The 23,723-nt window shown below is 73.0% G+C and carries 17 protein-coding genes and 1 pseudogene; 6 read left to right on the top strand and 12 right to left on the bottom strand.

Annotation, left to right across the window (positions count from 1 at the left end):
* Nucleotides 1–18 precede the first annotated feature (18 nt).
* From ACQPY0_RS05875 to thrS, 3 genes are read right to left on the bottom strand one after another with little or no spacing between them, the layout of a single operon-like run.
* The gene (locus ACQPY0_RS05875; protein ID WP_432985697.1) at nt 19–522 is read right to left on the bottom strand and encodes a SigE family RNA polymerase sigma factor; all 504 of its coding nucleotides are present in this window, start codon (nt 520–522) and stop codon (nt 19–21) included.
* Nucleotides 523–554: 32 nt separating this feature from the next.
* A complete protein-coding gene (locus ACQPY0_RS05870) occupies nt 555–1,298 on the bottom strand; it encodes a DUF3152 domain-containing protein (RefSeq protein WP_432985695.1) in 744 nt (247 codons plus the stop codon).
* Nucleotides 1,295–2,527: a threonine--tRNA ligase gene (gene thrS / locus ACQPY0_RS05865; RefSeq protein ID WP_432985693.1), complete on the bottom strand. Its 1,233-nt coding sequence runs from the start codon at nt 2,525–2,527 to the stop codon at nt 1,295–1,297. The genes ACQPY0_RS05870 and thrS overlap by 4 nt, the downstream gene beginning before the upstream one ends.
* Nucleotides 2,528–2,718: 191 nt before the next feature.
* Here thrS and ACQPY0_RS05860 point away from each other — a divergent pair, with 191 nt between their 5' ends.
* On the top strand, nt 2,719–3,531 hold the full coding sequence (locus tag ACQPY0_RS05860) for an Fpg/Nei family DNA glycosylase (RefSeq protein ID WP_432985692.1): 813 nt from the start codon (nt 2,719–2,721) through the stop codon (nt 3,529–3,531).
* Between the two features lie 40 nt (nt 3,532–3,571).
* Nucleotides 3,572–4,087, top strand: coding sequence for a 2'-5' RNA ligase family protein (locus ACQPY0_RS05855; RefSeq protein ID WP_432985690.1), 516 nt, complete (start codon nt 3,572–3,574; stop codon nt 4,085–4,087).
* A gap of 294 nt (nt 4,088–4,381) precedes the next feature.
* Here ACQPY0_RS05855 and ACQPY0_RS05850 read toward each other — a convergent pair.
* The 6 genes and pseudogenes from ACQPY0_RS05850 to deoC all read right to left on the bottom strand — a co-directional run.
* Nucleotides 4,382–4,929 (bottom strand): annotated as a pseudogene (locus ACQPY0_RS05850) (transposase); the annotation flags it as partial.
* Between the two features lie 2,986 nt (nt 4,930–7,915).
* Nucleotides 7,916–8,965: a DNA primase gene (locus tag ACQPY0_RS05845; RefSeq protein WP_432985688.1), complete on the bottom strand. Its 1,050-nt coding sequence runs from the start codon at nt 8,963–8,965 to the stop codon at nt 7,916–7,918.
* Between the two features lie 16 nt (nt 8,966–8,981).
* Nucleotides 8,982–9,110, bottom strand: coding sequence for a hypothetical protein (locus tag ACQPY0_RS05840; RefSeq protein ID WP_432985686.1), 129 nt, complete (start codon nt 9,108–9,110; stop codon nt 8,982–8,984).
* Between the two features lie 32 nt (nt 9,111–9,142).
* Nucleotides 9,143–10,000 (bottom strand): aldehyde dehydrogenase family protein, encoded by an 858-nt coding sequence (locus ACQPY0_RS05835; RefSeq protein ID WP_432985684.1) that lies wholly within the window; start codon nt 9,998–10,000, stop codon nt 9,143–9,145.
* Entirely contained in the window at nt 9,990–11,420 is a 1,431-nt protein-coding gene (locus ACQPY0_RS05830; protein WP_432985683.1) for an aldehyde dehydrogenase family protein, read from the bottom strand. The genes ACQPY0_RS05835 and ACQPY0_RS05830 overlap by 11 nt, the downstream gene beginning before the upstream one ends.
* A 6-nt stretch (nt 11,421–11,426) precedes the next feature.
* Nucleotides 11,427–12,362 carry a deoxyribose-phosphate aldolase gene (gene deoC, locus ACQPY0_RS05825; protein ID WP_432985681.1) on the bottom strand — a complete coding sequence of 312 codons (936 nt, stop codon included), beginning with the start codon at nt 12,360–12,362 and terminating at the stop codon, nt 11,427–11,429.
* Nucleotides 12,363–12,387: 25 nt separating this feature from the next.
* On the opposite strand from deoC, the gene upp reads away from it, so the two are divergent.
* On the top strand, nt 12,388–13,029 hold the full coding sequence (gene upp, locus ACQPY0_RS05820; RefSeq protein ID WP_432985679.1) for a uracil phosphoribosyltransferase: 642 nt from the start codon (nt 12,388–12,390) through the stop codon (nt 13,027–13,029).
* Nucleotides 13,030–13,119: 90 nt separating this feature from the next.
* On the top strand, nt 13,120–14,211 hold the full coding sequence (locus tag ACQPY0_RS05815) for a glycoside hydrolase family 26 protein (RefSeq protein WP_432985677.1): 1,092 nt from the start codon (nt 13,120–13,122) through the stop codon (nt 14,209–14,211).
* Here ACQPY0_RS05815 and ACQPY0_RS05810 read toward each other — a convergent pair.
* Nucleotides 14,208–15,824, bottom strand: coding sequence for a phospho-sugar mutase (locus tag ACQPY0_RS05810; RefSeq protein WP_432985675.1), 1,617 nt, complete (start codon nt 15,822–15,824; stop codon nt 14,208–14,210). The genes ACQPY0_RS05815 and ACQPY0_RS05810 overlap by 4 nt on opposite strands.
* Nucleotides 15,825–15,843: 19 nt before the next feature.
* Entirely contained in the window at nt 15,844–17,568 is a 1,725-nt protein-coding gene (locus ACQPY0_RS05805; RefSeq protein WP_432995025.1) for a serine/threonine-protein kinase, read from the bottom strand.
* Between the two features lie 690 nt (nt 17,569–18,258).
* Here ACQPY0_RS05805 and ACQPY0_RS05800 point away from each other — a divergent pair.
* On the top strand, nt 18,259–19,755 hold the full coding sequence (locus tag ACQPY0_RS05800; RefSeq protein ID WP_432985673.1) for an amidohydrolase: 1,497 nt from the start codon (nt 18,259–18,261) through the stop codon (nt 19,753–19,755).
* Nucleotides 19,756–21,936: 2,181 nt separating this feature from the next.
* Here the strand turns inward: ACQPY0_RS05800 and ACQPY0_RS05795 are convergent.
* Nucleotides 21,937–22,977, bottom strand: a complete 1,041-nt coding sequence (locus tag ACQPY0_RS05795) for a DUF4349 domain-containing protein (protein ID WP_432985671.1) — start codon at nt 22,975–22,977, stop codon at nt 21,937–21,939.
* Nucleotides 22,978–23,083: 106 nt separating this feature from the next.
* Between ACQPY0_RS05795 and ACQPY0_RS05790 the strand changes: the two genes are divergently transcribed.
* The gene (locus ACQPY0_RS05790; RefSeq protein WP_432985669.1) at nt 23,084–23,716 is read left to right on the top strand and encodes an MBL fold metallo-hydrolase; all 633 of its coding nucleotides are present in this window, start codon (nt 23,084–23,086) and stop codon (nt 23,714–23,716) included.
* The last annotated feature ends 7 nt before the right edge of the window (nt 23,717–23,723 follow it).

Below are 23,723 nucleotides of genomic sequence, written 5' to 3'. Positions count from 1 at the left end.
GGACCTCACTTCGCAGTCTCACTGCAACAGGGGCGACCCGGACCGGGCCAGGGTCGCGCGAAGCTTCTTCAGGGCGTGGTGCGCGTGGACTCGTACGGTCGACTCGGAGCAGCCGAGCAGGCGGGCGACCTCGGCGTCGGGCAGGTCCTCGTAGTAGCGCAGGACCAGCACGGCCCGCTGGGAGCGAGGCAGCGTCAGGAGCAGGCCCCACATCGCGTCGGCCTCGGCGATCCGGCCGGCCGCGTCGGGCTGCGCGGCGGCCGCGAGCTCGAGCGGGTCCGCCACGGGGCGTTCGCCGGAGGAGCGGCGGCGACGCCACGAGAGGTACTGCCGCAGAATGGTCTTTCGCACGTAGGGCTCGGGGCCCTCCTGGCTCTCGATGCCCGACCAGCGCCGGTGCGCCCGCACCAGGGCCTCCTGGGTCAGGTCCTCGGCGAGGTGGCGGTCCCCCGTCAGCAGGTAGGCGAAGCGCAGCAGGGCGGGCGAGCGCCCCAGCACGAAATCGTTGAACTCGACCTGCACAGTTCCTAGACGGGGCGGGCGCGCCGCCGCGTTTACGGATCCTTCGGAGTCGGGTCGTCGTACTGCCCCGAGCGGCCGGAGTACACCCGTCCGGCCACGATCGGCCACGGGTTGGCCACGCAGCCGTGCAGGCCCAGCGTCTGCTGCTGCATCACCGGCGCGGGCTGACCCGGGCCGGGGCAGAGCTCGTGGCCGTGGTACAGGCGGTGGCCGGCCTCGTGATTGATCACGTACTGCCGGTAGGTCGCCAGGTCCGCGCCGTATCCGGGCACGCCCCGCACCCAGCGGGCCACGTTCACCACGACGCTGTCACCGTTGCGGCAGCTGGTGTACCGGTCGTAGGAGCTGCCGCACAGCCGGTCCCGCGTGGCCGGGGTGGCGAGGTAGATCGTGAAGTCGAACCGCTCGCCGGCCCCGGCCCGCCGCAGCCGCCACTGCCCCGTCCCCGGCCAGCTGCGCGGGTCGGCGAAGACGCCCTCGACCGCCTCGGCGAAGGCGGCCGCGGAGATGCCGGCGATGTCGCGCTCGACCGCGACGCGGTAGACCAGCAGCCGGCCGGACGCCCCGAGCTCCGGCCCGGGCGCGGCCGCGTACTCGTAGCCGCCGCTGCCGGCCGCCGGGTACTGGATCTCCGGCACCTTCACGTTGACCGGGCCGCGGGCCGACGGGGCGATCGACGAGGGCCCCCGGGCGGGCGCCGAGTAGGAAGCGGGTGCGGAGCACGCGGCGAGCGAGAGCACCGCGAGCCCCGCACCCAGGATGCGAAGGACGCTCACACGGAGACTGACGGCCCCAGCGGGCCGGCCTGTTTAGGCGGGCGGCACTCGGATTCCAGCCGCGCCAGGGCCGCATCGACCGGCATCGCATCGACGGCGCCGCCTCGGCAGCGCAGCGAGACGGTACCCGCGGCGAGCTCGCTGGCGCCGATGACCGCCACGAACGGGACGCGCCGCAGCGAGGCGTCGCGGATGCGGGCGGCGAGGCTCCCGGAGTACGACTCCTCGATGCGCAGCCCGATCGCGCGCGCCGACCTGGCGAACCCCCGGGCGTCGGCGTCGCCGACGGCCAGCACCTCCAGCTGCACCGGCGCGAACCATGCCGGGAACGCCCCGTCGTGCACCTCGATGAGGTGTGCGAAGAGCCGCTCCATGCTCCCGGCCGCGCTGCGGTGCACCATGACGGGGCGCCGCCGGGCCCCGTCGGCGTCCACATAGGACAGGTCGAACCGGGCCGGCATGTAGTAGTCGACCTGGACGGTGGCCAGGGTGCTCTCCCGCCCGGCGTGATCGAGCAGCTGAATGTCGATCTTCGGCCCGTAGAACGCGGCCTCGCCGGGCCCGTCGACGTAGTCCACGCCGACCGCCTCCAGCGCCCGGCGCAGCACGTCGGTCGCGCGCTGCCACATCCGTGGATCGTCGACGTACTTCGGCCCGTCCCCGCGCAGCGACAGCCGCCACGACGACGGCGCGAAGCCGAGCGCCCGGTGCGCGACGCGCATCAGCTCCAGCGCGGCGATGACCTCGGCCTCGACCTGGTCCTCGGCACAGAAGACGTGCCCGTCGTTGAGGGATATCGCCCGAACCCGGGACAGACCGCCGAGCACGCCGGAGCGCTCGGCACGATACTGCCCGCCGATCTCGCCGATCCGCAGCGGCAGTTCACGGTACGACCGGCCGCGCGCCGCGAAGACCGCCGCGTGGTGCGGGCACAGGCTCGGCCGCAGCACGATCTGGTCCTGCTCGTCCTCGCCGCCGAGCGCCATCGGCGGGAACATGTCGTCGGCGTAGTGCGGCAGGTGGCCGGATCTGTAGTACATCTCCGCCTTGGCCAGGGGCGGGGAGTACACGTGCTGGTAGCCGTGGCGGCGTTCCAGGTCGAGCAGGTAATCCTCGACGGCGCGGCGGGCGGCGGCGCCCCTGGGCAGCCACAGCGGGAGCCCGGCGCCGACGAGGGGGTCGGAGTGGAACAGCTCGAGCTCCCGCCCGAGCCTGCGGTGGTCCTGCATGGCGACTCCTGCGAATTTCCCGGGAGCGCGCGCATGGAAAAGCTCCGGAGCGCGTCGCCCCGGAGCGGAAGGTTGCTGAACGTCGGTCAGCGCCGCCGGGGTAGGCCCGGCGTCGTCGTGCACAGTGCGCTGCGACTCATGCCGGCCAGAATAGCGCGCCCTCGTGCCGGACGGACGGGTATAAATGCTCGGTGCCCGAAGGTCATACCATCCACCGCCTCGCTGAGCGGCACCGCGAGCTGTTCGCGGGCCGCCCGGTCGCCGTCGCCAGCCCGCAGGGCCGCTTCGCCGCGGACGCGCTGCGGGTCGACGGCCGCGTGCTCGAGGACACCTCGGCGCACGGCAAGCACCTGTTCCACCATTACGCGGGCGGTGAGACGGTCCACGTGCACCTGGGCCTGTACGGCAAGTTCAGCGACGGCGACGGGCCCGCTCCCGCCCCGGTCGGCGAGATCCGCATGCGCATGGCCAACGGGTCGCACTGGCTCGATCTGCGCGGGCCGACGGCCTGCGAGCTGCTCGATCCCGCGCAGCTGGAGGCCCTGCACGCGCGGCTGGGGCCCGATCCGCTGGACCCTTCCAGTGACGGTTCCGCCGCCTACGGCGTGATCCGCGCCTCGACGCGGCCGCTCATCGCGCTGTTGATGGACCAGTCGATCGTGGCCGGGGCCGGGCTCATCTACGCGACGGAGGCGCTCTTCCGCGCCGGCCTGCCGCCGACCGCTCCCGGCACGCGGCTGAGCCGCCGCAAATGGGACGGCATTTGGTCGGATTTGCGGCTTTTGATGCGCGCGGGCGTGGCCGAGGGCCGGATCGACACGGTCCACAGTGCGCACATGCCGGAGGCGATGGGCCGCGCGCCGCGGGTCGATCGGCACGGCGGGGAGGTGTACGTGTACCGCCGGACCGGCCAGCCCTGCCTGGTCTGCACGACGCCGGTTCGCACGGCGGTGCTGAACGCCCGCAACGCGTACTGGTGCCCGCGCTGCCAAAAGGCCCGCTGATGCCCTGCCCGCCTCGTCCCGTTGCCACGGGTGGCTGCTGATGGTCGCGTCGGTCGAGATGTACTTGGACGAGCGTGCCTCCCGCCGCATCCGCGTGCTCTGGGACCAGCTCGAGGAGATGGGCGTCCAGTCGCTGCGCACCCCGCACGACGGCCGGCACCGCCCGCACGTGACCCTGGCCGTGGCCCGGCAGCTCGACCCGGACGCGGTGGCCGAGGCCCTGACCGGCGTGCGGGTCGCCGAGCCGCTGCGCATCAACTTCCAATACGCGGGCGTCTTCGTCGGCCGCGTCGTGTTCCTGGGCCCGGCCCCGACGCCGGCGCTGGTCGAGCACCAGGCGCGCGTGCACGGCCTGCTGACGGCGGCGGGGATGGCGTCGCTGCCACTGTACGTGCCGGGCGAGTGGGTCCCGCACTCCACCGTCTCGATGCGGGTGCCCCGGCCGCTGCTCACCGACGCGCTGCGCCGCTGCCTGGAGTCACTGCCGATCGAGGCCACCGTGACGCGGGCCGCCGTCGCCGACTACGCCCGCGACATCTTCCACGAGATCCCCTGACCCCTTCCGCGAGGCCCCGTCGCCTTCCGCGAGGCCCCCGCGAGACCCCTGGCGCCGCGCGAGATCCGCCTTGCGTGGCACCGGCCCGGGACCGCGCGCGACTGCGAACCCCGAACCCGCGACCACCCGAAATCCGAGGGGCCGGTCGCCCTGTGGCAAGCAGCAGGGCGGTGGCCTCAGGAGACACGTTCCCGCCGGAACGGGCGCTGCTTGACTTCCTCACGGTAGCATCCGCGGAAAAGTCCGATCTTTTCTCAGTTACGCAACGCCAAAAACCGTCACGGTCCGTGATGGCTAGCGGCGGGCCGAGCGGTATTCGTACTCCCGCTCCTGGTAGTCGCGGCTTGCCTCGCGGCTGAAGTCCCAGCCGCCCGCCGACTCGCGGCCCGGGCGGCCGCCCACCGAGAAGCCGCCGACCTCCTGGCCACGGCGCCAGCCGCGGAAGTAGCCCGTCGTGTGCGCGGCGATCTGGGCCGCGTCGCGGACGATTCGCAGCGGGCGCTCCGGGTTGTTGACCGGGGCGCCGGGCACCAGGTTCTGCTGCGGGACGCGCCGCGGCAGGCCGGAGTGGGTCTCGTCGCCGATCTCGGGGGCGGCGGCGCGCTGGGCCGCCTGCCATGCCGTGTCGTTGGAGTTTTCCCAGCTCGGGGTCGAGCGGGTGGCCTCGCCGGTGTTCTGCGAGTCCGAGTCCGAGTCCGAGTCCGCGTCCCAGTCGGTGAACCAGGCCGAGCGGGCGGCCGCGAAGATCAGCAGGTCGCCGTCGCCCTCGTCGGCCGGCTTGGCGGCCGCATCGCGATCGGCGGCCTGGGCGCGACGGCTGCGGCCGGCGCCGGTGCTGCGGGCCGTGGCGCGCTCGGCCGGGCGGTCGGAGTCGACCAGGCGCAGGGCCGGGGGCTCGAAGGGGAACTCGCCGCTGTACTCTCCGCCGAGCGCGTCCGAGTAGCCGCCCTTCAGTGCCGGGTCGGCCACCGGGGCCGGCTCCACCAGGCGCAGGCCCGCGGGCTCGAGCGGCAGCTCGCCGGTCTGCCACGGCGGGGGCACGCGGCCCTCGCGCTGGCGGGGCAGCTCGACGTGGCGCTCGGCCGACCGGGCCCGCTCGCTGCGCGGGATCTCGGTCCGCGACCGCTCGGAGCGGGGGATCTCCGTCCGGGACCGCTCGGACCGCGGGATCTCGGTCCGCGACCGCTCCGAACGCGGGATCTCGGTGCGGGACCGCTCACCGGACGAGGAGTGCCGGGAGTCGGCCAGGCTCGCCGCCTGCTCCCGCTCCGCGCGGTCGCGCTCGGCGCGCCGCTCGGCCCGGGACAGGCCGGCCGCAGTGTCGCCGCTGCTCTTGAGCGGCGGGAACTCGCCGGAGCCGAACGCGCTCAGGACGCTGGCGGACTCGCGCAGGGCGGCCGCCGCCTCCAGCGGTGCGTCGAGCGCGGAGAAGTCCGGCGCCTTCGGGATGTCGCTGAGCTTCGGCAGGCTGCTCAGCTCCGACGGGGAGGCGAGCGGGTCGGCGCCGAAGGCATAGGCCGACGTCTCGGTGGTGGGCGCGTCGGCCCCGCTCAGCGGCCAGTTCGAACGCGAGCTCGCCGCCGGGGCGGCCGAGTCGAGGGTCGGCGGCTCGCCGAGGGCGCTGAGGTCGCTCAGCCGCATCGCGCCGCTGTCGTGCGCGCCGCCGCCCGAGGTGGGCGCGGACGAGACCGAGGCGGCCGGCGGGGCCGAGAGCGGGTCGTAGCCGTAGGAGTCGAAGCGCGGCCGCTCCGCCGGCTCGGCGCCGCCGATCAGCGGGGCGATGCCCGGGGGCGGCGACGGCATCAACGACGTGTATTGCGACTCGCTGCTCGACGTCGGCTGCGGCGGGATCACCGGTGCGGGGGCGACCGGCGGCGGCGAGATCGGCGCGGGCGCCACCGGCAGCGGGGCGACCGGCGTGGGCTGCGGGGGCGCCGGCTGCAGCGGCACCGGGATCGACTGCAGCGAGGCCGGCGTCGGCGGCTGGTAGGTCGGCGGGACCGGCGGCGCGGGCGCGTACATCGGCGTGGGCGGCTGATACGGGGCCGACTGGTACGGCGGCGGGGCGGCGTGCGAGGCCGGCGTGTAGCCGGGCGGGGTCGAGGTCACCGGCGGGGCCGAGGCGACGCCGTAGGCCGGCGGGGCCGAGGAGACCTGACCGTACGACGGCGGCGCGGAGGTGACCCCGTGACCGCTCGCGGCGGCCGGGGTGTAGCCCGGCGGGGTGGAGATGACCGGCGGCGTGGAGACCACGGACGGCGGCCCGGAGACCACGGAGGGCGCGGAGCCGACGACGGACGGCACGCCCGACGTGGCGGGCGGCGCGGAGACGACCGGCGGCTGGGCCTGGGTCGGCATGGCCGGCGCGTTCTGGGCGCGGCGGCGACCGCCGACGGCCCGTGCGGCGGCCGATTCCTCGGTGCGGGCGACCTCGGCGGCGCGCGTGGCGGCCTCGGCGGCGGCCCGGGCCGTGGCCCGCGAGCGGGTCGGCGCGGTCTCGCTGGAGGCGGCCGGGCGGGTGTTGGAGGCGACCCCGGCAGCCCGCGAGCGGGCCCCGGCGTTGTCGGTGGCGGCGGCCGGGCGCAGCGGGGTGGCCGGGGAGAGCGGCGAGGCGTTCGCGGGGGCGGCCGGGGAGAGCGGCGAGGCCGGGCGCTGGCGGTTGGGCAATGAGCGGTGCACGGCTGGGCTCATCTTGTCGGCGAGGACGGCGACGAGCGCGGCGGCCGCGCTGTCGCCGGCGCGCACGGCGGCGACCGACTGCCGGATGGTCTCGGCGACCGCGGTGGTCATCGCGCGGTTGACGCCGGTGCGGCGCGGGGTCTCGGCGATGGCGACACGCAGCGCGGTGATCGCCTCACCCAGCGTGTCGGCGTCGGCGACACCGGCCTTGGCGAGCTCGGCCACGACCACCTGGTCGCCCTTGCGGCCGGTGGCGCCGCCGCCGAGGATGCCGGGCTCCGGCAGGGCGTCGAGGATGGCCAGCGGGATCGCCTCGGCCGGGTCCGGGTAGGCCCGCAGAGCGGCCGGGTAGAGCTCGCGGAGCACCTCGCGCAGGGTGGCGGCGGCGCTCTGGCGGCCCGAGACGACGGCGGCGTGCGCGGCGAGGACCGGCTTGAGCGGCAGCATGTCGCGCGGCGGGCTCTGGCCGACCGCGGAGAGCACGCCGGCCTGCAGCGCCCGGGCGAGCCCGACCGCGCGGCGCTCGGCGGCGTTGGACTGGATCTCCTCCGGCGACTCGTCGTCGGCGAAGCGCTCGGCGTAGTCGTCGGCCGAGTCGTCGTCGGTGAAGGCGAGGTTGCGGCCCGCCGCGGTGAGCAGCTGGGTGACGACGTGGTCGTCGCTCTCGGCCGCGACCGCCACGGCGGAGGTGCCGCCGGAGCGCTGTGCGAGCAGCGCGCTCAGCTCGGCGTAGCCGCCGGCGTCGTCGCTCACCTCACAGATGTCGATGAGTCGGCCGGCGTCGTCGACGACCGCGACGGTCAACCAGATGTCGGAACCCGACTGCGGCTCGGCGGGGTCAGCCGACGCCAGACCGCAGTACACCCGAACGAGCGCCACCGCGTCGTCCTCCTCTCGGGACATCAGTTGAGCTTTCGTCACGTCGGCAGGGACTGTCCCGGCGCCCCGTCGTCGTGTTGCCGCAGGTCAAACTGAACGACCTTTAGTGAACAGGTTGACGGCCGGTGACGCGATCAGCCGTTTCGGCTGAATGCCTCGATGGCTGATCGTCGTCCACCGTCGCCATCCGTCCGGCTGGTTCGCCGGAAGATCACAACCAGGGGCCGGCCGCGCCAAAATGCCCACGGCTTAGATCCTGTCGGTCACAAATCAATCACGCCAGTCCACGGCGGCAGAAATCTTGCCAATAATCGTCCGCCAGCCCAGCGCTGCCTGTTGTGCCCCGATTTTCTTGAGCCGGCGCTTGGCGAAGAACCCGCCGACACCGCCCGCCGCAGCAGCTCGAAGGCCCTCGTCAAGGTCGTCGAGGGGGGAGCCGGGGGCGAGGGCCGTGCGGACCGGTTCGAGGCGCAGAGCGTAAGCAAGGTCACGTGCCACCTCGCCCGCCCCGAGGAGCAGGTCGGTGTCCCAGGCGTCCTGGCCGCCGCGGAGGTTCTCCACCACGAGGTCGAGCTCGTAGCGGTTCTCCGCGGTGGGCACGACGGAGGAGACGGTGATCCGCTTCTTGAGGCTGCTCCAGGTGTCGACCTGGGCCATGTCGTGCTCGACGTCGTCGGACTTGACGAACTCGACCAGGCCCTCGACCGAGCGGAAGAGCAGCAGCTTGCCGCGGTGGGAGAGGAAGGCCGGAACCTCCTCGGGCTCCTCCTCTTCCTCCTCTTCCTCTTCTTCTTCCTCGTCGTCCTTGGCGTCGTCATCGGCCTCGTCGGAAACGTCGTCCTTGTCCGACTTTTCGGACTCGTCCGACTCATCCAGCTCGGCGGCTTCGTCCGGCTCATCGGACTCGTCCGAGTCGTCCTTCGACTTCTTCTTCTTGGACGCCTTGGGTGAAACTTCCGGCTCGGGCTCGTCCTCGAACAGCTCCGCGTTCTCGAGGATCACGACCCGCTCGTCGTCCTCGTCGCCGTCCGGCCGCCGGTGGAGGATCGCGAAGTCGTCCTCCTCCTCTTCCACCTCGGTCGGCACGAGCTCGGTGTTGAGCCGGTACGCACGCAGCGTGTATCCGACCCCCTTGGGCAGCGCGATCTCGACGGGCTCGATCTTCACGTCGTTCCACATCGCATCGGCCTGCGCCGTGCGCTCGCTGCCGCCGCCCTCCTCGTCGAAGTCGGCGTCGTCCTCAACGTCCTCGGTGTCCTCGACGGCGTCGGCATCCTCGACGGCGTCGGCCTCGTCGTCGACCTCGTCGACGGCGTCCACTTCCTCCTCGACCGGCTCAGCCGGGCGCGAGGAAGATGCAGCACGCGACGACGCGGACCGGGAAGAGGGAGACTGGCGGGCCACTGTGACCTCCGTAGTCGGGCTCGGCGTGCGGGCACACCAGGGCGTGTGTGGCCTCGCGCACAAAACCACCCTAGTGTGCACGGTCTGCGGCGGTCAGACCCCCTTGGGGTGCCAGACCGTCTTGATCTCCAGCAGCGACAGCATGCGCGAAACGCCGGGGTCGGCGCCCCAGTCAGGATCGCTCGGCCGGATCACCCGCTTCAAATTCTCCGCCGCGGCCGCTTCCAACTCCTTGGCCAGTGTGGCGTCCGTCACACCAGTGAGATCGATGGCGTTCACGTCCATGTGGGCGGCGAGCCAGGGCGCCATCTCGGCGACCGAACCGGTGAGCAGGTTGACCACCCCGCCGGGCAGGTCGGAGGTGGCCAGCACCTCGGCGAGTGTCACGGCCGGCAGCGGGCGCTCGGGCGAGGCGAGCACGACGACCGTGTTCCCGGTCACGATCGCGGGTGCGATCACGCTCACCAGCCCCAGCAGCGAGGAGGCGGCGGGGGCGACGATCCCGACGACGCCGGTCGGCTCCGGGGCGGAAAGGTTGAAGTACGGCCCGGCGACCGGGTTGGCCCCGCCGTGCACCTGGGCGATCTTGTCGGCCCACCCGGCGTACCAGACCCAGCGGTCGATCGCGGCGTCAACGACATCCGAAGCGGCTCCCTCGGCGGCAGCCACCTCCTCGACGAACTGCGAACGGCGGCCCTCCAGCATCTCGGCGACCCGGTAGAGGATCTGCCCGCGGTTGTACGCGGTCGCGCCGGACCACTTGGCCACGGCCGCCCGCGCCGCCTTCACGGCGTCGCGGACGTCCTTGCGGGAGCCGAGCGCGGCGTTGGCGAGGAAGTCGCCCGAGGCCGACTGCACCTGGTAGGACCTCCCGGACTCGCTGCGCGGGAACGCGCCGCCGATGAAGAGCTTGTACGTCTTGCGTACGGCCAGCCGGCCCTCAGTGCTCAAGGTAGGCCTCCAGCCCGTGGCGGCCGCCCTCGCGACCGTAGCCCGACTCCTTGTAGCCGCCGAACGGCGAGGTGGGGTCGAACTTGTTGAACGTGTTGGCCCAGACCACGCCGGCCCGCAGCCGGTCGGCGATCCGCAGGATGCGCGAGCCCTTCTCGGTCCACACGCCCGCGGACAGCCCGTACGGCGTGTTGTTCGCCTTCTCCACCGCCTCGTCCGGGGTGCGGAACGTGAGCACCGAGAGCACGGGGCCGAAGATCTCCTCGCGGGCGATCCGGTGTGCCTGGGTGACCCCGGTGAAGATCGTCGGGGCGAACCAGAACCCGCGCTCGGGCAGCTCGCACGGGGCCGACCAGCGCTGCGCGCCCTCGTCCTCGCCGACCTGGGACAGCTCCCGGATGCGGGCCAGCTGGGCGGCGGAGTTGACCGCGCCGACGTCGGTGTTCTTGTCCAGCGGGTCGCCGACGCGCAGCTGGGCCATCCGGCGCTTGAGGGCGGCCAGGAACTCCTCGGCGATCGACTCCTGCAGCAGCAGCCGCGAGCCCGCGCAGCACACGTGGCCCTGGTTGAAGAAGATGCCGTTGACAACGCCCTCGACCGCCTGGTCCAGCGGCGCGTCGTCGAAGACGATGTTCGCGGCCTTCCCGCCGAGCTCGAGCGTCAGTTTTTTGGTGGTACCCGCGACCGCCCGCGCGATCGCCCGCCCGACCTCGGTCGAGCCGGTGAAGGCGACCTTGTCGACACCGGGGTGCTCGACCAGCAGCCGGCCGGTCTCGCCGGCGCCCGTGATGATGTTGACCACGCCGGGCGGCAGGTCGGCCTGGCGGCAGATGTCGGCGAAGAGCAGCGCGGTCAGCGGCGTGGTCTCGGCCGGCTTGAGCACCACCGTGTTGCCCGCGGCCAGCGCCGGGGCGATCTTCCAGGCGAGCATCAGCAGCGGAAAGTTCCACGGGATGACCTGGCCGGCGACGCCGAGCGGGCGGGGGTCGGGGCCGAACCCGGCGTAGGGCAGCTTGTCGGCCCAGCCCGCGTAGTAGAAGAAGTGCGCGGCGACCAGCGGCAGGTCGACGTCGCGGGACTCGCGGATCGGCTTGCCGTTGTCGAGCGACTCCAGCACCGCGAGCTCCCGGGAGCGCTCCTGGATGATCCGGGCGATGCGGAAGAGGTACTTCGCCCGCTCCCGCCCCGGCATCGGCCCCCAGACGGTGTCGAAGGCGTGCCGGGCGGCGCGCACCGCGGCGTCGACGTCGGCGGCGTCGGCGCAGGCTATGTCGGCGAGGGTCTCCTCGCTGGCCGGGTTGATCGACTTGAACGGCTCGCCCTTGCCGTCGACGAACTCGCCGCCGATGAACAGCCCGTAGGACGAGCGGATGTCGACGATCGAGCGCGACTCGGGGGCCGGTGCGTACGAGAAGTCCATGTGCGCTCAGTCCAGGGTGAAGTAATCGGGGCCGCTGTAGCGGCCGGTGGCGAGCTTCGTGCGCTGCATCAGCAGGTCGTTGAGCAGTGTGGACGCGCCGAAGCGGAACCGGTCCGGGTCGAGCCAGTCCGGGCCCGCGGTCTCGTTGACCAGCACGAGGTACTTGATGGCGTCCTTGGCGGTGCGGATGCCGCCGGCGGGCTTCACGCCGATGATCCGCCCGGTCTCGGCCCGGAAGTCGCGCACCGCCTCCAGCATGACCAGCGTCACCGGCAGCGTCGCGGCGGGCTGGACCTTGCCCGTCGAGGTCTTGATGAAGTCCGCGCCCGCGAGCATCGCGAGCCACGAGGCGCGGCGCACGTTGTCGAGCGTGGCCAGCTCCCCGGTCTCCAGGATGACCTTGAGGTGCGCGTCGCCGCACGCCTCCTTCACCGCCGCGATCTCGTCGTGGACCTCGGCGTAGCGGCCGGCCAGGAACGCGCCGCGGGAGATCACCATGTCGATCTCGTCGGCGCCGTCGGCGACCGCGGCGCGGGTGTCGGCGAGCTTGACCTGACGCGGCACCTGGCCTGCGGGGAAGGCGGTGGCGACGCTGGCCAGGTGGACCTTCGAGCCCCGCAGCGCCTCGGCGGCCGTGGCGATCATCGCCGGATACACGCAGATGGCGGCGGCGCTCGGGCAGGTGGCGTCGGCCGGGTCGGGGCGGATCGCCTTGGCGCACAGGGCGCGCACCTTGCCGGGCGTGTCGGCGCCCTCCAGGGTGGTCAGGTCGACCATGCGGATCGCCAGATCCAGGGCCTGAGCCTTGGCGGAGGTCTTGATCGATCGGGTGCCGAGCATCGCGGCGCGCTGCTCGGCGCCGACCTGATCGACTCCCGGCAGGCCGTGCAGGAAGGTTCGCAGAGCGCCTTGTGAGCGCGCGACCTCGGCGGTGAGGGTCATGTCCAAAATACTAGGCTGTCGGCTCGTGGACGTACTCGTGGTGGATCACCCCCTGGCCAAGTCGCGGCTGACCGCGATGCGCGACGAACGCACCGACAACGGCGCGTTCCGCGCCGCCTTGCACGAGCTCACGACGATGCTGGTGTACGAGGCCGCGCGGTCCTTCGCCACCGAGCAGTTCCCGGTCCAGACGCCGGTGGCGGTGGCCGAGGGCACGCGCCTGGCCAACCCGCCGCTGCTCGTGCCGGTGCTGCGGGCCGGGCTCGGCATGGCCGACTCGGCGCTCGCGCTGCTGCCGGAGTCCTCGATGGGGTTCGTGGGGCTGGCGCGCGACGAGCAGACGTTCGAGCCGCGGGCGTACATGGAGTCCCTCCCCCGCGACCTGGCCGGAATCCCGGTGCTGGTCCTCGACCCGATGCTGGCCACCGGCGGCTCGCTGGAGCACTGCGTGCGGCTGCTGGTCGACCGCGGCGCGACCGACATCACGGTGCTGTGCGTGCTCGCCGCCCCGGCCGGCATCGAGCGGCTGGCCAACACCGGGCTGCCGATGCGCCTGGTCACGGCCGCCATCGACGAGCGGCTCAACGAGCACATGTTCATCGTCCCGGGCCTCGGTGACGCGGGCGACCGCCAGTTCGGCGGCATGCCCAGATTCGGAGATTCTTGAAGCGCGGCTTAATTCAGGTCGCCGTAACGAGGGATTACGCCAGCCACGGGCTTGAAAGGGTGAACGGGTCCGGCCTTACGTTGGCCCGCGATGAAGTACCGAAAGAACCTCCTGCTCCTGGCCGCGGTGGCGCTGGCCCTGGCCGGTTCGGGCGCGATCGCCTCGGCGACGCTGCATGAGCCCGTGGCCGGGCTGAGCGAGGCCGACGCCCGCCAAGGACTTCAGGCCCGCCCGACGCGGGAGGCCCAGAGCCGGCCGAAGCGCTGCCTGGTCGACGTGAAGCTCGTGCCGAGCTGCGGCCTGCTGTGGGGTGTGGCGCCCGGCGCGTTCACCGACCTCTCGTCCCGGCAGGCGCTGGCCAACTTCGAGGGCACGACCGGCCGCCCGGCCGACATCCTGCACTCGTACCACCGCGGCGACGAGGTCTTCCCGACGGCCGACGAGATCGACGCGGTGCGGCAGCCGCGAAAGCGCATCCTGTTCGCCAACTGGAAGGTCGCCTGGGACACCACCTGGGCGGACGTGGCCGCCGGCGGCGAGGACGCGCGCATCGACCGGGCCGCCGCCCGGTTCCGGGCGTTCCCCGGCACCATGTTCCTCGCGCTGCACCACGAGCCCGAGAACGACGTGCGCGCCGGCGGCGGGATGACGGCCCGCGACTACGCCGCGATGTTCCGCCACACCGTGCAGCGGCTGCGCGCCGACGGCGTCACGAACGTGGTGTTCGTGCTGGTCTACATGGCGTACCAGCCGTGGTGCGAGAAGGACTGGTTCGCCGAGCTTTACCCGGGCGACGACGTCGTGGACTGGATCGGCATGGACCCCTACCTGTTCGCCAGGCCCGGCGGCTACGGGTACGGCGACTTCGCGTATCTGGTCGACCACACGTCGAATCCGGCGAAATGGCCCGGCTTCTATTCGTGGGTGACGCGGACGCACGGGAACAAGCCGCTGATGGTCGCCGAGTGGGGCGTGTACGAGCACGTCGCCGACCCGGCCCAGAAGGCCTGGATCTTCTCCACGGTCGCCCAGCAGATCGGGCGGTTCCCGGCCATCCGGGCCCTGGTGTACTTCGACTCCCCGAACGCGCCGAAGGGCGATACCCGCCCCGACTCGTCCCAGCCCGCGCTGACCGAGTTCCGCAAGCTGGCGGAGTCGCAGCTGTTCTCGGTGACCCTTTAGTCCAGGCCCAACGCGGTCGCCGTCTCCGTTCGCAGGGCCGCGAGGGAGGCGGCGGCCCGCTCGCGGGCCCCCGGGATGTCGGCGGCGTCCGCGACCGGCTCGACGACTTCGAGGTACGCCTTCAGCTTCGGCTCCGTCCCCGACGGCCGCACCACCACCCGCGTGGTGCCGGCCCGCAGGATGAGCACGTCGGACTCGGGCAGGCGGTCCTCGATCGCGGTCACCGGCTCGTCGAGCAGTTCGACGGGGGGCCGGGCGCGGATCGTCGCCATCGCGTCCGCGATCTCGCCCAGGTCCTCGACGCGCACCGAGAGCTGGTCGGTCGCGTGCACCCCGTAGCGCAGCGCCAGCTCGTCGAGGCGGTCGCCGAGGGTGCGCAGCTCGGCCTTGAGCCCGGCGGCGAGCTCGCAGATCAGCAGGGCGGCGGTGATGCCGTCCTTGTCGCGGACCATCTCGGGCGCGACGCAGTAGCCGAGCGCCTCCTCGTAACCGTAGACCAGGTCGTCGCCGGCCCGCACGATCCACTTGAAGCCGGTCAGCGTCTCGCCGTAGGGCCGGTCCCGGTCGGCGCACATCCGCGACAGGAGGCTGGAGGAGACGACCGTGGTCGCGTATCGCCCCTGCACGCCACGGTGCATGAGATGGTCGGCGAGCAGGACCCCGACCTCGTCGCCGCGCAGCTGACGCCACACGCCGCCGCAGGAGAAGGCCACCGCGCACCGGTCGGCGTCCGGGTCGTTGGCGATCGCGATGTCGGCGCCCTCCCGCGCGGCCAGGGCCAGCAGCAGGTCGGTGGCGCCGGGCTCCTCCGGGTTGGGAAAGGCGACAGTCGGGAAGTCGGGGTCCGGCTCGGCCTGCTCGGCGACGACGAACGGGGCCGGGTAGCCGGCGGCGGCCAGGGTGGCCTCGAAGACCTCGCGGCCGACGCCGTGCATCGGGGTGTACGCGACCGCGAGCTCCCGCGGCACCTCGGGGTCGATGACGCCGACGGCCGCGTCGACGTATTCCCGCACGATCCGCTCGCCGAGGACCTCGCCGGGCGGGCCGAGCGGCACGTCGGCGAGCGGGCCGACGTCGCGGATGGCCCGCTCGATCTGCGCGTCCGCGGGCGGGACGAGCTGGGCGCCGTCGGCGAGGTACACCTTGTAGCCGTTGTCCTGCGGCGGGTTGTGGCTCGCGGTGACCATCACACCGGCCGCGGCACCGTGGCGGCGCACGGCGAAGGCGAGCAGCGGGGTCGGCAGGGGCCGGGGCATGAGCAGCGCGCGGCGCCCGGCGCCGGTGGCGACCCGGGCGGTCTCGACGGCGAACGCGTGCGAGCCGTGCCGGGCGTCGTAGCCGATGACCAGCGGCCGGTCGTCGGGCGCGGCGGACTGGGCGGCGAGCCAGCGCACCAGGCCGGCCGCCGCGCCGCGCACGACGGCGAGGTTCATCCCGTTCGGCCCCGCCCGCAGCGGTCCGCGCAGGCCCGCGGTGCCGAACCGCAGCGGGCCCGCGAACCGGTCCGCCAGCTCGGTCTCGTCGTCGAGCACGGCCTGCAGCTCGTCCCGGCTCGCCGGATCGGGGTCGTCGGCGAGCCAGGCCTCAGCCACCGAGCGGAGGGTCGAGGTCATCTGCCTTTCATAACACGCGTCAGGGACCGGTCGACGGCGGAGTCAGCTTGAACGAGCTGACCATCTCCTCGAAGATCGCCTTGCTCTCCTGGAAGCGGGCGTCGGGCACGGTGACGAAGAAGTGGTACGCCTTGCCGCCCACGACGACCGCGTCCCACAGCGCGTGCCGCAGGTGGTCGCCGGAGCCGCAGGTGTACTCCAGGATCACCGACGCCTGCCCGTCGAGCTTGCCGTCGCTGAGGTTGGCCCGGTTGTAGGGCGTCTCGCAGCTGGACGGCGTCGACTTGAGCCGGTTCTCGGCCGACTCCAGGAACACCTTGGGGGTGGCCGAGGCCTTCTCGATGTTGACCCGGATGCGGCGGTTGGCGTCGGCCGGGTCGGTGATGTCGAAGTACGGCGCGTCGGCTTTGCCCTGCCTGGTCTGCTTCCAGCCCTTGGGCACGCTGACCGTGATCCCGCCCGGGTGGATGAACGACTCCACCTCGAACGCGGGCTTCGCCGGGGCGCTGGAGCTGCCGGCCTTGGGCTGGCCGCTCTTGTCGTCGCCACCGCCTGCGAACAGGCCGGTGGCGGCGCCGATGCCGAGGAAGAGCACGAGCGCCAGGCCGGCCGCGATCCCGGCCTTGGCCAGGGTCGGCAGGGCCTTGAGCTTGGCCACGAACGCGTTGCCACCGCCGAACGTGGTGCCCTGCCCGGGCGGGGTGACCGCCGGGCCCTGGGCCCAGTCGTCCTGCGCGTATTCGGGTGCATACGCGTTGTAGGCCTCGGCGCCGGTCCGCTCCAGCTCGGCCTCGTGCGGGCCGGCCGGGGCGGGGGCCGGGCCACCGGTGTGCATGCGCCGCAGCGCGCCGCTGACCGTCTCGCCGGGCGCCATCATGGCCCGGCCGCCGATCTGGCCGCTCGGCTGCTGCGGGTGGACCATCGTCGGCTGGTGCGTCGGACGGACCACCGCGTAGGGGTCGGTCATGTGCGCCGGCGCGTTGCTCGCGAGGGGCCCGGCGAGCAGGTCGCGCAGCACCGCGCGGGCGGTCTCGACGTTCCAGCGGCGGGCCGGGTCCTTCTCCAGCAGCCCGTAGAGCACGCCGGCCAGCGGCCCGGCGCGCATCGACTGCGCCGGTTGCTCCTCGACGACGGCCCGCATGGTCTCGAACGGGTCCCGCTTGTCGAACGGCGGGCGGCCCTCCACGGCGGTGTACAGCGTGACGCCGAGTGAGAACAGGTCGCTCGGCGGCCCGAACTTGGCGCCGATGGCGCGCTCGGGCGAGATGAAGTGCGGGGAGCCCAGGACCATGCCGGGCGTGGTGAGCTCACTGTCGGTGGGCATCCGGGCCACGCCGAAGTCGGTGAGCACGCAGCGGCCGTCGCCGCAGATGAGCACGTTGGCCGGCTTCACGTCGCGGTGCAGCACCCCGGCGGCGTGGGCCACCTCGAGCGCCCCGAGCAGCGCGATGCCGATCTTGGCGACCGCCCGGGCGGCGAGCGGGCCGTCCTCGACGATCATCTCGGCGAGGCTGCGCGCCTGCAGCAGCTCCATGACGATCCACGGCCGACCGGCCTCGGTGACCACGTCATACACCTGCACGACTGCTGGGTGCGACAGCGCCGCGGCCGCGCGGGCCTCACGCAGGGTCCGCTGATACATCGAGTCACGGTCGCTGGGGGCCAGGCCGGGCGGCAGGATCACCTCCTTGACCGCCACGTCGCGGCGCAGCAGCGTGTCGCTGGCACGCCAGACGGTGCCCATGCCGCCGTGACCGATGGCGGTGCGCAGCGCGTATCGCCCGCCGATCACGACCCCGGGCGCGGCGCGCTGCCCGGGGACCGGGGGCGCCGTCGAGCCGGGTTCGCGGGGCTCGCGAGCGGATCCGCCGCTGGAGGGGGAGTCGGAGTGGGAGTCGGAGCCGTGCGCAGGTTCGCGCCCGGCCCCGGCCGAGGCCAGAGCACCGGTGGGTGGCAGGGGCTCGCCATGCCACGTCGGAAGCTGAGTCACAGGCAGTAAACCGTCATGGGAGGGGGAGGTTGACTTCTCGCCCCACTATCTTGCTTGCTCCGGCGCGCTGAAGAAAGGTGGGGTCCGCTCCTTCACCGTACCGTGACCCGCGGCCAACCGACCGTGCCGATCATGTCGCCCTGCGGACGGACGCAGGATTGAATTCGTTCATCCGGGGAACCTGAGCGCCGGGTGACTGCGTCTAGGCAGGTGACGGAGACCGTCCCGGAACACGGGTGAACCAGGTTTCCTGGATTTCCGATCACGGTCGCCGATAGTCGGACGAGCGGTACGTCGCCGGGTTCACGGTCCATGCCACCCTGCGACATCGCCCGTCACTGTGCGTTGACAATGCGCGACGCCATTCGAGGCATCGCTGCGAAAAGTTATCGCGACACCACGTGACCGTGTCGCCGGTCACCCGTTGAAGGAGGTGAGGGGTACGTGTCTGGGGCTGAAGCCGCCATCCCGGCCGGGCCTGCAATTTTGCGCCTCCATGAGGGTTTGAGTGACGCTCAGCCATGTCAACATCACGAGAATGACGTTGCGCTCCGTCACCTTGACCCAGTTAGTCTGTCCATGGCACGCATCGGGCGGGCCGCTCCATTAGACCGAAATAGAGAACTCACCGTGACGAGAGCGCTAACGCTGACCGAAACCGCCGCCGCGACGGCGCGCCCGGTCGGCAAGTTGACGTCGTCGAGGGCCGAGCGTCTTTCCGAGGGCTGGCCCGAGACACCGCCCGGAGCCGATCCTCTACCCGGCCAGCTCGACCGCTGGCTCGCCTCCCGGGGCGCCGAGCTCGTGGCGATCCGACGTCACATCCACGCTCACCCGGAGCTGTCCGGTCAGGAGTTCGAGACCGCCGCACTGGTCGCCCGCGAGCTCACCCGCGCCGGCCTGTCGCCCAACCTGCTACCCAAGGGCAACGGCGTCATGTGTGACGTCGGTTACGGCGACCGGGTCATCGCCCTGCGCGCCGACATCGACGCCCTGCCGCTGCCGGACACCAAGGACGTGCCCTACCGCTCCACCGTGGACAACGTCTGCCACGCCTGCGGCCACGACGTGCACACCACGATCCTGCTCGGGGTCGGCCTCGCCCTGGCCCAGCTGGCCGAGCGCGGCGAGCTGCCCGGCCGCGTGCGCCTGCTGTTCCAGCCGGCCGAGGAGACCATGCCGGGCGGCGCGCCCGAGGTCATCGCGGCCGGCGGGCTCAAGGACGTCGCCGCGATCTTCGCCCTGCACTGCGCGCCCCACCTGCCCGTCGGCCTGGTCGGCGTGCGCTCGGGCCCGTTCACCGCGGCCGCCGACAAGATCGAGGTCCGGCTCACCGGGCGCGGCGGGCACACCGCCCGGCCGCACCTGACCGCCGACCTCGTGCACGCGCTCGGCCGCATCCTCGTCGACGTGCCGTCGCTGCTGGACCGCAAGCTCGACGCTCGGGCCGGGGTGTCGATGGTGTGGGGCGCGGTGCGCGCCGGCGAGGCCGCCAACGCGATCCCGATCGAGGGCGTGGCCCGCGGCACGATCCGCGTGCTGAGCCGCGATGCCTGGCGCGACGTGCCGGAGCTGGTGACCAAGCTGGTCCACGACGTCGTGGCGCCGACCGGGGCCGACGTCGAGGTGACCTACACGCGCGGCGTCCCGCCCGTGGTCAACGACCGGATCGCCACCGCGATCATCGCGGGCGCGGCCGGGGCCGCGCTCGGGCCGGACCGCGTCGTCGAGGCCGAGATCAGCATGGGTGGCGAGGACTTCGCCTTCTACCTCGACAGCGTCCCCGGCTCGATGATCCGGCTCGGCACCGGCATCCCGGGCTCGGAGTCGAAGTTCGACATCCACCAGTCGGCCTTCGACGTCGACGAGCGCGCGATCGGCCACGGCGTGCGGATCATGGTCCACACCGCGCTGGCCGCCCTCAGCGCAGGCGCTTTGTAGACAGCGAAGTCCGTCCACGTCTGGTAAACCGAGGCGTGGTCACCGAGCTGCGCGTGCACGGCGTCACCGGCTCCCCGGCCGAGGACGTCCTGGACCGGCCGCTGCTGCGCCGGGTCGCCGGGGACACCGACGCGGGCTTCTTCCGCCCGCGCGCCGAGTACGGTGCGGTCACCGGCCCCGGCGGTGCCGTCCTGGAGGCGTACCGCTGGGGCAACCTCACCGCCGGCGCCGCCGCCCGGGCGCTGTGGCTGCTGTTGCTGCCCTTCATGTTCGCCAACGTGGCGCTGTGGCTGCGCCCGGCCACCCGGCCGGGTCCGCGGGCGGTGATCCGGGCCCTGGTGCGCATCCACGCGCTGAGCATGACCGCCTCGTTCGTGCTGTCGTTCGTCGAGGTCGCCGTCGACCTCGTCGGCTGGCAGTGCGCGAGCCTGCCGCGCTGCCTGCAGGGGCGCGGCTACCTCGCGCTGTTCGCGGACGGGTTCTTCGCCACCACGAGCCGGCGCCTGGGGCTGGCCGCGCTCGGGCCGGTGCTGGCGATCGCGTTCCTGTGGTTCCTCGGGCGGCGGACGTGGGCGCGGTACGAGGCCTTCCCGGCCCAGACCGACGGCGACGGCGACGGCCTGGCCCACCCGTGCTTCTGGAACGGCAAGCCACTGGTGGGCCGGCTCCGCTCGCTGCACATCGCCTTCGCGTTCGGCACGCTGGACGCGGTACTGCTGGGAATCCTGGCTCCGCACGACCGGCACCGGGCCGGCTACGCCCTCGCCGCGGCGACCGCCCTGATCCTGGTGTCGTGCGTCGTGGCGGTGGCCGTGCGCGCGGTCGTCGACCGGGACAACCCGGCGCGGTGGGCCGGACCGTTCACGCGGCTGCTCAGCCACGCCGCCGTCGGGCTGACCGCGCTCGTCCTCGGCTACGCCGTGCTGCTGCCCCGCGACCCGTGGACGGCCGGCGGGCGCCTGCCGGTCCTCGGCGGCACCATCACCGGCCTCTTCGCGGTGCAGGTCGTGCTCATGCTCGTGCTCGGCGCCGTCGTCCTCGCCAGCCGCCCCCGCGGCACGTTCCTGCAGGGCCTGGCCGGGCCGCTGATCGCCAGCGCCGGGCTCGGCGTGGCGGCGGCGTTCTCGGCCGGGCTCGCGTATCGCGTCGCGGACTTCCTCGACCGCCGCTCCCTCCCGTCCTCGGCCGACTACGCCGCCTGGCAGCCCCTGCAGCCGCCGCCCGCCTACGAGTGGGCCGCCGCCGGGTTCGTCCTGCTGCTCCTGCTCACCGTGCTCGTCGCCCTGATCGGCGGGCTCGCGCTGGTGCGGCGGCTGCGGCGGCGCTCGCGCGAGGTGACCGACGCCGACTTCCGCGGCGGCCGGGAGCGCGACGCGGACCGGGCGAAGCACATCGACCACGCCGTCGCCGACGCGCGCGTCACCGACCACATCGGAGCGATGCTCGTCCTGGTCTTCGTCCCGGCGGCGCTCGCGGCCGTGGTGGCGACCGGGTTCGCGCTGGCCGCGCGGCGCCCGATCAGCCTGTTCCCGTCCGGCTCGGCCGGCGCCGAGGTGCTGTCGTTCGCGGTCAACCTCGGCACGTACCTCATCGGCCTGTCCGCCTTCGCGCTGGTCCTCACCGGCGTGCTCGCCTACCGCTACCAGCGCTTCCGCCGGATCGTCGGCGTGCTGTGGGACCTCGGCACCTTCTGGCCCCGCGCCGCGCACCCGCTCGCCCCGCCGTGCTACGCCGAGCGCGTGGTGCCGGAGCTAGCCCAGCGCGCGGCGTGGCTCGCCGCCGAGCAGGGCGGCGTGATCCTGTCCGGGCACAGCCAGGGCAGCGTGCTCGCGGCCGCGACGGTCCTGCAACTGCCGCCCGAGGCACAGGCACACACGGCCCTGCTGACCTACGGTTCGCCGCTGCGGCGGTTGTACGCCCGGCTCTTCCCCGCCTACGTCAGCGACGCGCTGCTGGAGCAGGTCGGCGCGGTGCTGGCCCGGTCCGAAGGCGAACCGGGCCGGCGTTGGGTGAACCTGTGGCGGGACACCGATCCCATCGGCGGGCCGGTGCGCTCCGCGACGGCGCTGGACCAGCGCCTCGTCGACCCGCCAGAGTTCGGCATCCCGCCCGGCGACACGGTGTTCGCCAAGATCGACGGACACTCCGGCTATCAGCTGCGTCCGGAGTTCGCTGCGGTGGTCAGTTCACTGATGGCGGATCTGGCACCGCCGCGGCCTCCGGCGCCGCGATCACCGGTGCCGTCTTCACCGGTGCCGTCCTCACCGGCTCCGTCGTCTGCGGTGCCGTCCGCACCGGCTCCGCCCGTTGACGCCGCTTGAGCAACCACATCACCAATGCGATCGGCACGCCGAGGAAGAGCAGCCAGGGCAGGAGCCACCCGAGGACCGTCAGGGCGACCCGCAGCGAGGCCACGAAGGCGTCCCAGCCGTGCCGCAGGCCGACCAGGAGGCCGGTGTCCTCCTTGGACACCGCGGGCGCCTCCGGGCCGTGCAGGACCACGGTGATGGTCGACAGCGCGGTCAGCCCGTCGAGCTTACGCTTACGCGCCTGCAGCGACTCCAGGTCGGACTCGCGCCGGGACAGCTCCGACTCCAGCGACGTGATCTCGGCGATCGTCTGGGCCCGGGCCAGCAGCGCCCGGATCCGCTCGACGCTGGCCTGCGCCGTGGCGATCCGCGACTCCACATCGACGATCTGGTCGGTGACGTCCTGCGCGGAGACCTGCCGGCTCTCCTCGTCCCCGATCGTCTTGAGCTGGTCCAGGGTCGCCTGGAACTTCTCCGCCGGCACGCGCAGCGTCAGGGTGGCGGTCGAGCTCCGGCCGTCGATCTGCCGGTTGTCGCCGCCGACGAAGCCGCCCGCGCCGGTGGCGAACGCGACCGCCTGGGCCGCCGCGGCGTTGACGTCCTTCACCTCGACCGTCATCGTGCCGGAGTAGATGATGGACCGGTTCGTGGCGTCGAGGTTGTCCGGGACCTGCTGCTTTCCCTGGTCCTGGCCCTGCTGCTGGCCCTGGCCCTGGGCCTGCTGTCCCTGGCCCTGCGCCGGGACGTTGGCGGCCGGCCCCGCGCCGCCCGCGTCGGCCGCTGCCCGCTCGGGTGCGGCCGCCTTGCTGCCGGTGCTCGGCGCGTCGGCGGCGTCCGAGCCGCACCCGCTCAGCGCCAGAGCCACGGCGGTGGTGGCCGCCGCGAGGAACACTGTGGTGCGCCTGACTGACATGACGCCTCCTGGGTAGGGTCTGTGGGGATTGCGCCAGTCGGACGCCGGCCGGGGCGGGTCAGTTCCATGCGCCCGGGTCACGGTTCTGCCACGAGGAGGTCACCGAATGCGCATCACGAAGTACACGCACGCCTGCCTTCGCCTCGAGCACAGCGGCGGGGTGCTGGTGATCGATCCCGGCGTGTTCAGCGAGCCCGAGGCGCTGGAGGGCGCCGACGCGGTGCTCGTCACCCACGAGCACATGGACCACATCGACGTCGACCGCCTGCGCGCCGCGGCGGCCAAGCAGCCCTCGCTGACCGTCCACACCCACCCCGACGTCGAGGCCCAGCTGACCGACCTCGACGCCGACGTCTTCGCCGTCACCCCCGGCGACACGTTCGTCGCGGCCGGCATGACCGTGCGCGCCCACGGCGGGCAGCACGCGATCATCCACCCCGACATCCCGCGGATCGTCAACGTCGCGTTCGCGATCGACTCCCCCGACGGCACCATCTACCACCCGGGCGACTCGTTCCACGTGCCGGACGAGGAGATCGCGACCCTGTTCGTGCCGGTCTCGGCGCCCTGGCTCAAGCTCGCCGAGGCCATCGACTTCGCCCGGGCGGTCCAGCCGGAGCGTGCCTTCGCCCTGCACGACAGCCTGCTGGTGGACGCGGGCCAGCAGATGGTCACCGGCCACATGACGCGCCTGTCCGGCACGCACTACACGCGCCTGGATCCCGGCACCACCATCTAGTTTCTTC

The organism is Dactylosporangium sp. CA-233914, from assembly GCF_050942935.1.
Classification (GTDB): Bacteria; Actinomycetota; Actinomycetes; order Mycobacteriales; family Micromonosporaceae; genus Dactylosporangium.
Note: the sequence above shows the minus strand (reverse complement) of the source record. Positions and strands in the feature narration are given on the sequence as shown.